This is a genomic window from Microbacterium sp. UBA3486 (assembly GCF_002377845.1).
GTDB lineage: Bacteria > Actinomycetota > Actinomycetes > Actinomycetales > Microbacteriaceae > Microbacterium > Microbacterium maritypicum_A.
This window is the reverse complement of the sequence record NZ_DFQP01000093.1, coordinates 1-7246: the sequence shown is the minus strand read 5'-3', so window position 1 is coordinate 7246 and position 7246 is coordinate 1. Positions and strand designations below refer to the sequence as shown.

The 7246-nt window shown below is 68.6% G+C and carries 8 protein-coding genes; 5 read left to right on the top strand and 3 right to left on the bottom strand.

Annotation, left to right across the window (positions count from 1 at the left end):
* Positions 1-2 precede the first annotated feature (2 nt).
* Positions 3-599 carry a DUF1349 domain-containing protein gene (locus B2869_RS14595; protein ID WP_029260622.1) on the bottom strand — a complete coding sequence of 199 codons (597 nt, stop codon included), beginning with the start codon at positions 597-599 and terminating at the stop codon, positions 3-5.
* Between the two features lie 60 nt (positions 600-659).
* Between B2869_RS14595 and B2869_RS14590 the strand changes: the two genes are divergently transcribed.
* Together B2869_RS14590 and B2869_RS14585 are read left to right on the top strand one after the other, a co-directional pair.
* Entirely contained in the window at positions 660-1304 is a 645-nt protein-coding gene (locus B2869_RS14590; RefSeq protein WP_292768054.1) for a SatD family protein, read from the top strand.
* Positions 1301-2155 carry a hypothetical protein gene (locus tag B2869_RS14585; protein ID WP_292768050.1) on the top strand — a complete coding sequence of 285 codons (855 nt, stop codon included), beginning with the start codon at positions 1301-1303 and terminating at the stop codon, positions 2153-2155. Before B2869_RS14590 ends, B2869_RS14585 begins: the two co-directional genes overlap by 4 nt.
* Positions 2156-2166: 11 nt before the next feature.
* On the opposite strand, the gene B2869_RS14580 is transcribed toward B2869_RS14585, so the two are convergent.
* Positions 2167-2523 (bottom strand): MerR family transcriptional regulator, encoded by a 357-nt coding sequence (locus B2869_RS14580; protein ID WP_021199747.1) that lies wholly within the window; start codon positions 2521-2523, stop codon positions 2167-2169.
* 53 nt (positions 2524-2576) lie between these two features.
* Here B2869_RS14580 and B2869_RS14575 point away from each other — a divergent pair, with 53 nt between their 5' ends.
* The 3 genes from B2869_RS14575 (at position 2577) to B2869_RS14565 (ending at position 5527) form a co-directional block, all read left to right on the top strand.
* Positions 2577-3530, top strand: coding sequence for an aldo/keto reductase (locus tag B2869_RS14575; RefSeq protein WP_029265637.1), 954 nt, complete (start codon positions 2577-2579; stop codon positions 3528-3530).
* Positions 3531-3569: 39 nt separating this feature from the next.
* Positions 3570-4691: a tyrosine--tRNA ligase gene (gene tyrS / locus B2869_RS14570; protein ID WP_292768043.1), complete on the top strand. Its 1122-nt coding sequence runs from the start codon at positions 3570-3572 to the stop codon at positions 4689-4691.
* Positions 4692-4735: 44 nt separating this feature from the next.
* Positions 4736-5527 (top strand): DUF4184 family protein, encoded by a 792-nt coding sequence (locus tag B2869_RS14565; RefSeq protein ID WP_292768041.1) that lies wholly within the window; start codon positions 4736-4738, stop codon positions 5525-5527.
* Here the strand turns inward: B2869_RS14565 and B2869_RS14560 are convergent.
* Positions 5512-6888, bottom strand: coding sequence for a CoA transferase (locus B2869_RS14560; protein WP_292768038.1), 1377 nt, complete (start codon positions 6886-6888; stop codon positions 5512-5514). The two genes, B2869_RS14565 and B2869_RS14560, sit on opposite strands and share 16 nt — an antisense overlap.
* Positions 6889-7246 lie beyond the last annotated feature (358 nt).

The window sequence follows — 7246 nt, the reverse complement described above, 5'->3', positions numbered from 1 at the left end:
GTTCAGTGCAGCTCGGCGTCGGCCGCCGACCGCTCCCAGCGGGTGAAGCGGACGGTGAGTCCGGCCCGGGTGGGCGCCGCGAGGAAGGGGCCGGCTGCGGCTGCGGACTGCCCGTCGAACGGCGCGACCCGCACCAGTCGCCATGGTCCGTCGTCGGCGCGGGCACGCACGATCACGGAGTCCGCCCAGCGGCTGACACGCACCGTGATCTCGCTCTCGAACCATTCGTCGACGTGGCCGACCGACCAGTCGGAGCCTCCCGCGGTGACCACGGCGCCGAGCCCGAGGTGATCATCGGCGTATTCCAGGCCGGTCTTGACCCAGTGCTCGTCGTCGATGCGCACGAATACGCCCGCCTGGTCGAACTGCCCGTCCCACGGGGCCCGGAAAGCGACCTCCATGGCCTCGCCCACCGCGAGCGGGGCGAGGAGAGCGTGCTCGTTATCGTGCACGAAGCCGTAGGCGGTGTGCCGCCAGGCATCGCTGCCTTCCACGGCGGTGATGTCGAGCGGAGCCGAACCGTCGGGGAGGGTGGACGGGGAGGCGGGGGCGTTGGTCCAGGTTCCCTGAGACCAGGGGATCATGTGCGATTCAGGCATGTTCTCAAGATATAGCCGATAAGCGCATAAGTAGAGCATTATTCGTGTTATGGTTATGCCATGGTCATCGCGGTACTCGCTGACATCGTGGGGTCTCGCCGACTCGACGATCGCACCGCCGCGCAACGCGTCCTCGACGACACCATAGCCGCGGTGGAGGTCGACCTCCCGCTGGCGACGCAGCCGCTCACGCCCACCGTAGGAGACGAGCAGCAGGGTGTCTACCGCGATCTGAGCGACGCGATGGTGTCGCTGCTGATGATCCAGCTGCGATTGCCCGACGGCATCGCCTTCCGCTTCGGCATCGGTGTGGGGGAGGTGCGTCCTGTCGAGTCGGTCCATCGCGAGCTCGCCGACGGACCGGGGTGGTATGCGGCCCGCGCGGCGATCGAGATCGTGCACGCCCGTGAGGGTCGCGCCGTGCCGCGCACGAGATCCTGGATTGTCGGAGCCCCGGGGCAGGATGAGGTCATGGAGAGCACGATCGCCGCATCGAACGCCTATCTCCTCGTCCGCGACGAGGTGGTCGGCGCGATGAGCGAGCGGGAACGACGGCTCACCTACGGTCGTCTGCTCGGTCGATCGCAGCAGGAGCTCGCGACCGAAGAGGGGATCACACAGCCCAGCGTCTCGAAGTCGCTGCGCACAGCGGGTACGGCCGCACTCATCGAGGGCGTCTGCGCGCTCCGAGGCGAGCGCGCATGATCGTCGCCGGATTCATCCTGCTGGCGGTCGGCGCCGCCGACCTGGTGCGTCAGTTCGCACCGCGCCGTTGGATCGGGTATCTCTCCGTCGCTGTCATCCTGCTCCTGCTCGGCAGCGTCAGCGACGCGCTCCTTCCCATGGTGCTCGCGATCGTTGCCGGTGCCCTCTGGGTGTGGTGCATGCCCACCGGACGCCCCGCCCCGCTGGGGTTCTGGCCCGCCGTGCTGCTCGCGGTCGTGAGCGTCGGCGCCGTCGTCGGGCTCGGTGCCCGTGCTGACGCCGGTCTGATCGGCGCGATCTGGCACCTCCGATCGCCGTTCGGTGAGGTCCCCTTCGACCTCGCGCTGCTGGCGCTGGGGGCCGGGGCCTTCCTCCTCGAGTCTTCGAATCTCGTGGTGCGTGCGGCGCTCGACGGGGAGCACACCTGGCTCCCGGCGGACCCGACAGACCCGGCAGACCCGGCAGCGAGCGCGTCGAGGGGGACTGTCGCGGCCGCCGAGACCCCGGTGGCTTCCGAGACGGTCGATGGTGTCTCCGACGACGCCGCGGAGGATGCTGTCGCGATGTCGGCGACGCTCCCGGTGGCAGCGCCCCGAGATCCGCGCAGCGGATTCAAGGGCGGACGACTGATCGGACCGCTGGAGCGCATCCTCGTCCTGATCCTCACTCTCGCTGCGGCCTATCCGATCCTGGCCGCGATGCTCGCGGCGAAGGGCATCGTCCGATTCCCGGAGATCTCGCGCGACGGCGAGACCGGGGCCCGCGCGGAGTACTTCCTCGTCGGCAGCCTGGTGAGCTGGGTGATCGCCCTCGGCGCCGCGTTCCTCGTGTGGTGGGCCGCGCACAGCTGACGGCAGGCAGTTCAGCCTCTCGACCGGTACCAGTCCAGCTTCTCCGCCAGACGCCGCTGCTGCGCGAGAACGTCGGCGAGTTGCTTCTCGACCGTCGCGGCGTGCTCCTCGAGGAGCGCTATCCGCTCGGGGACGGTGTCCTCGCGTTGGCAGAGCCGGCCGTAGCGACGCAGGCGTTCCACGGGCATGCCGGTCTCGCGAAGGCACTTGAGGAACTCCAGAAGTCCGAGCTCGGTGTCGGTGTACGCCCGATGTCCGCCCGCAGTGCGGGACACGGCGGGCAGGATCCCCTCGCGCTCGTAGTACCGGAGCGTGTCGATGCTGAATCCGGAGCGTGCCGCAGCCTCCGCCGGGGTGTACGTGGTCATGACCCGAGCATAGGACTTGACCTGGAGCGCACTCCAGGTTGCACAGTGAGGTCATGACCAACCGGAACGCCTCTGCATCCCCGCTCGTCCTCGGAGCGATGTCCTTCGGCACGCTCGTCGACGAGGAGACCTCATTCGCACTGCTCGACCGCTTCGTCGAGCGCGGCGGCATCTGGATCGACACCGCCGACTGCTACAGCTTCTGGGTGAGCGACACGGGGCAGGGGGGAGCCTCCGAGGAGGTTCTCGGACGCTGGCTCGCGGCGCGGCCGCAGGCGCGAGCACAGGTCCGCATCTCGACGAAGGTCGGTGCCGAACCCCTGTGGCCCGGGTCCTGGCCCGAACATCGGACAGGGCTCTCCCCGCGAGCCATCCGCGCTGCTGTCGACGGGAGCCTCGCGCGTCTGGGCGTCGACAGGATCGACCTGCTGTGGCTGCACCAGGAGGATCGGGCCGTCGCGATCGAGGAGACCGTGGACGCTCTCGCGGCGCTCACCGCAGATGGCACCGTGAGCCGCGTCGGTGCCTCGAACCACCCGGCCTGGCGCATCGAGCGCGCCCGTGCACACGCCAGGTCCATCGGCAGCGTTCCCATCGACGCGTTCCAGTTGAACAGCACGTACCTGCGCACGCGACCGGGAACGCTTCCCCCCGGGGTCGCCCATCCTTTCGGTGTGTTGAGCGATGAGCAGCGCGACTTCGCCCTGGCGAACGGGCTCGAGATCTGGGCGTACACGCCCCTGCTCTCGGGTGCCTATGACAATCCCGCGAAGCCCGTGCCCCCGGTGTACGACCATCCCGGAACCGCAGGTCGGCTCGCGGTGCTGGGTGAGGTCGCGGCGGCGCGAGGGCTCGGACGGGGGCAGATCGTGCTGGCCTGGCAGCTGGCCCGCGGCATCCGCCCGATCCTCGGCGGCAGCAGGGTCGATCAGCTCGACGTCGCGATGGATGCCGCGTCGATCTCTCTGTCTGCGGACGAGATCACTCTTCTCGACGGGCCGGTGTGAGTCGTTTCGCCGGTGCGCTGCGCTGATAGCCTGGAGCGCGTGTCAACTCCCGCTCTGACGACCGCACCCCAGGCGATCGATCCCACGTTCGAGAACGTGTGGGACGAACTCGTGTGGCGTGGTCTGGTCCATGTGTCCACCGACCAGGAGGCGCTGCGCGCCCTGCTCGCGGGAGACTCCATCACGTATTACTGCGGGTTCGATCCGACGGCTCCCAGCCTGCACCTGGGCAACCTCGTGCAGCTGTTGACGCTGCGTCGCATCCAGCTCGCCGGCCACAAGCCCCTCGGCCTCGTCGGCGGCTCGACCGGACTCATCGGAGATCCGCGCCCCACGGCCGAGCGCACGCTGAACACTCGGGAGACGGTCGAGGACTGGGTCGGTCGCCTGCGCACGCAGGTCGAGCGCTACCTCAGCTTCGAGGGCGACAACGCCGCCCGCATCGTGAACAACCTCGACTGGACGGCCCCGCTGAGCGCGATCGACTTCCTGCGCGAGATCGGCAAGTACTTCCGTGTCGGCACGATGCTCAAGAAGGATGCGGTCGCCGCGCGCCTGAACTCCGACGAGGGCATCAGCTACACCGAGTTCANNAAGTTCGGCAAGAGCGAGGGCAATGCCATCTGGCTCGATGCCGACATGTGCAGCCCGTACCGGATGTACCAGTTCTGGCTGAGCACGACCGACGCCGACGTGATCGATCGCCTGAAGGTGTTCACCTTCCTCGGCAGAGCCGAGATCGAGGAATATGCCGAACTCGTGGCGACCGAGCCGTTCCGTCGGGCTGCGCAGAAGCGGCTCGCCCTCGAGGTCGTCGCGACGGTGCATGGTGTCGAGGCGACTGCGGCCGTGATCGCCGCGTCCGAGGCACTGTTCGGGCAGGGTGATCTGACCGCGCTCGATGCCGGCACGCTGCGCACCGCTCTGGAGGAGCTTCCGAACGCGACGGTCGCTCTCGGTGCACCGGTGGTCGAGGTCTTGGTGTCGACCGGTTTGGTGGCGAGCCTGTCCGAGGCCAGGCGTGCGATCACGCAGGGTGGCGTCACTCTCGACGGCGAACGGGTCGAAGACGAGTCAGCCGCGGTCCAGGGCACCCTTCCCGGAGGAGTCTCCGTGCTCCGCCGCGGCAAGAAGACCCTCGCCGGCGTCTTCCTCGGCTGAGTCCCCGGCTGTCGGCAGCAGAGGTCTTCGGGTAGCAGGGTCGGATGCCGTTCACCGCCAGTCACGCTTTGGTCGCGCTGCCGTTCGTCCGCACGCCGCTGGTGCCGGCGGCGATCGCGATCGGCGCGATGGCGCCTGACCTGCCACTGTTCGTGCGGGGTGTCGGACTGAACTACTCGTTCACGCATACGTTCGGCAACGTCGTGTGGACCGCGCTGCTCGCGTTCGCACTGTTCCTGATCTGGCGGGTCGTCTTGCGTCCGGCGGTTCCCGAACTCGGTCCGCTGTGGGTGGCGCGGCGGCTGCCCGAGGACTGGACCGATCGCGGGGCCACGGCAGCAGGAGCGGCGGTCGGCATCGGTCAGAAGCGCGCATATCCGTTCCTGCTCGCCGCGTCGCTCGTGATCGGGGTGCTCTCGCACATCGTGTGGGACCTCTTCACGCACGAGGGACGATGGGGCGTCGGTCTGATTCCCGGGCTCGATGAGATGTGGGGTCCGCTCCCCGGTTTCAAGTGGCTTCAGCACGGGTCGAGCCTGGTGGGCCTCGCCATCATCGGTGTCTGGGTGCTCCTGTGGCTGCGTCGGCAGGCTCCGCGTCGCACAATCACGCAGTCGGTACCCACCTGGCTGCGTGTGTCATGGTGGGTGTCGCTTCCCGTGATCCTGCTCGCCGCCTGGGTCGGTGGACTCGTCGTCTTCGGTCCGCTCGACGCGGAGTTCACCGTCCAGCACCTCGCCTACCGGGTTCTTCCTCCGGCATGTGCGCTGTGGGGCGCGATCACGTTCGTCCTCTGCGTCGCGCTGTCGGTGCGCGGCCGTCACCAGACGGGCTGATCCGATCCCCAGGGATGCGGGGCCCGGAACTCGAAACCCGGCAGAGCGGGTCGCGCCGTCACGAGGGCGCTCCCGTCGACATCGAATCGCGCGAGGTGCGGCCGAACGTCGAACTCGACCTCGGCTGCGGGGTCTCCACGGCGCGGCATCCCGAGCAGCTCCGCGGCGATGCGACGCAGTGACGTGCGCACGATCCGTGACCCTCCCTCCCGTGACCGCCGCCTGAGCAGCGTGGTCACCGCGGCGGCGAGAAGATACCCGGCGCTGTGATCGAGGGCCTGCGCCGGGAGTGCTCCTGGACGCCCGCCTTCCGCGGACTCGATGCGCGAGATGCCGGACTCGGCCTGCACGAGGCTGTCGAAACCGGCGCGGTCCGGACTCTCCGTACCCCAGGCGCTGAGTTGCGCGACGATGAGCCCAGGGTGTCGGCGCGCGAGCAGCTCCGGGTGCAGCCCGAGTCTGTCGAGAGCGGCCGGTCGGTAGCCGAGGACCACGGCATCGGCTTCGGCCAGCAACTCCTGGAGTCGGGCACTGCGTGCGTCGAGTATGGCGGATCGTTTGCCGTGGCCGGTATCGAGATGCTGCCACGCCGGTTCCGGCAGGTGCGGGGGATCGATGCGCAAGACGTCGGCGCCAAGAAGAGCGAGGGTCCGCGTGCAGACCGGCCCCGCGATGACGCGCGTCAGATCGAGCACGCGCATGCCGCTCAGGGGGAGGGAACCGGGTGACGTTGCCGTGAGCTCCGATCGACGGGGGTGCGAGGCGGATTCCTCATCCACCCGGCTGACTTCGAGGAGTGGTCGTTCGCGCAGTGCCCGATCGACGGCGGGCCTCTCGACGGCGACAGGAACAGCCAGACCGCCGGCGGATGTGATGTCGGAGACGGCCGTCGCTGTCCTCCGCTCCGCGAGCGCAACACGAACGGCAGCCGGATCGGCGTCTTCTCGCAGGTGGAGTCCCGCACGCAGCGCGGCAGCGTGATGCGGGTAGTTCCCGTGCGTACGGACCCATCCGTCGGTGGTCTCCCAGAACCCGGAGTACGGGGACCAGACCGGGGGAGCGTCGCCATCGATCGTGAGCACGCGGTCGCTCCGGTAGGCGATGGCGACGCGGGCCGGATCCAGCGAGACTGGGGAACAGCCAGCCGCGAGCACCGCCGCGCTGACGCTCGCCCACGCCAGCGCGCCGGTGGCCAGTCGGGAGGGAAGCGGGACAGTCGGGGGAGGCGGGAGCACCGTCGAGCCACGGTCGATCCCGAGTTCATGCCGCACGCGATCGAGCAGCGCGGCGCCCGCGTCACCATCCCCCGAGGCTTCATCGTGCGGGGGAACGACCGGGCGGAAATCCGCAGATGCAGGCATGGCGCGATCGTACTCCCGACCCCCACAGAGGGCGGAAACTACTCCTGATCCGGCGGAAACATGGGAGAGAGCGCCAGCGACACGCCCGGGTGGTGTGGCCCGATTTGCCAGAACCCCGAGATCCACGTAACTTATTACTTGTTCGCCCCACAGGGACGCGGAGGAGCCAAGAGCTTCACCCCCCTCAAGCGGAGAACCACTCCCGATCCACTCTCACTTGAGAGATCAGGCGCTTGCGTCTAGGATAGGGACTCCACCTCTTCTGCGGCTGTCATCAGCTGCGCTGCGGATCTTCGATCCGCGCGGCGCGCCGATTTGACAAGCAAGAGAGAGTGGGTAAGATAGAGAAGTTGCCCTT

Excerpts from the sequence above, each read along its gene's own strand:
- B2869_RS14580 (WP_021199747.1), bottom strand. The coding sequence starts at position 2,523 with ATGACCACGTACACCCCGGCGGAGGCTGCGGCACGCTCCGGATTCAGC.
- B2869_RS14595 (WP_029260622.1), bottom strand. The coding sequence starts at position 599 with ATGCCTGAATCGCACATGATCCCCTGGTCTCAGGGAACCTGGACCAAC.
- B2869_RS14565 (WP_292768041.1), top strand. The coding sequence starts at position 4,736 with ATGCCGTTCACCGCCAGTCACGCTTTGGTCGCGCTGCCGTTCGTCCGC.
- B2869_RS14560 (WP_292768038.1), bottom strand. The coding sequence starts at position 6,888 with ATGCCTGCATCTGCGGATTTCCGCCCGGTCGTTCCCCCGCACGATGAA.
- B2869_RS14585 (WP_292768050.1), top strand. The coding sequence starts at position 1,301 with ATGATCGTCGCCGGATTCATCCTGCTGGCGGTCGGCGCCGCCGACCTG.
- B2869_RS14590 (WP_292768054.1), top strand. The coding sequence starts at position 660 with ATGGTCATCGCGGTACTCGCTGACATCGTGGGGTCTCGCCGACTCGAC.
- B2869_RS14575 (WP_029265637.1), top strand. The coding sequence starts at position 2,577 with ATGACCAACCGGAACGCCTCTGCATCCCCGCTCGTCCTCGGAGCGATG.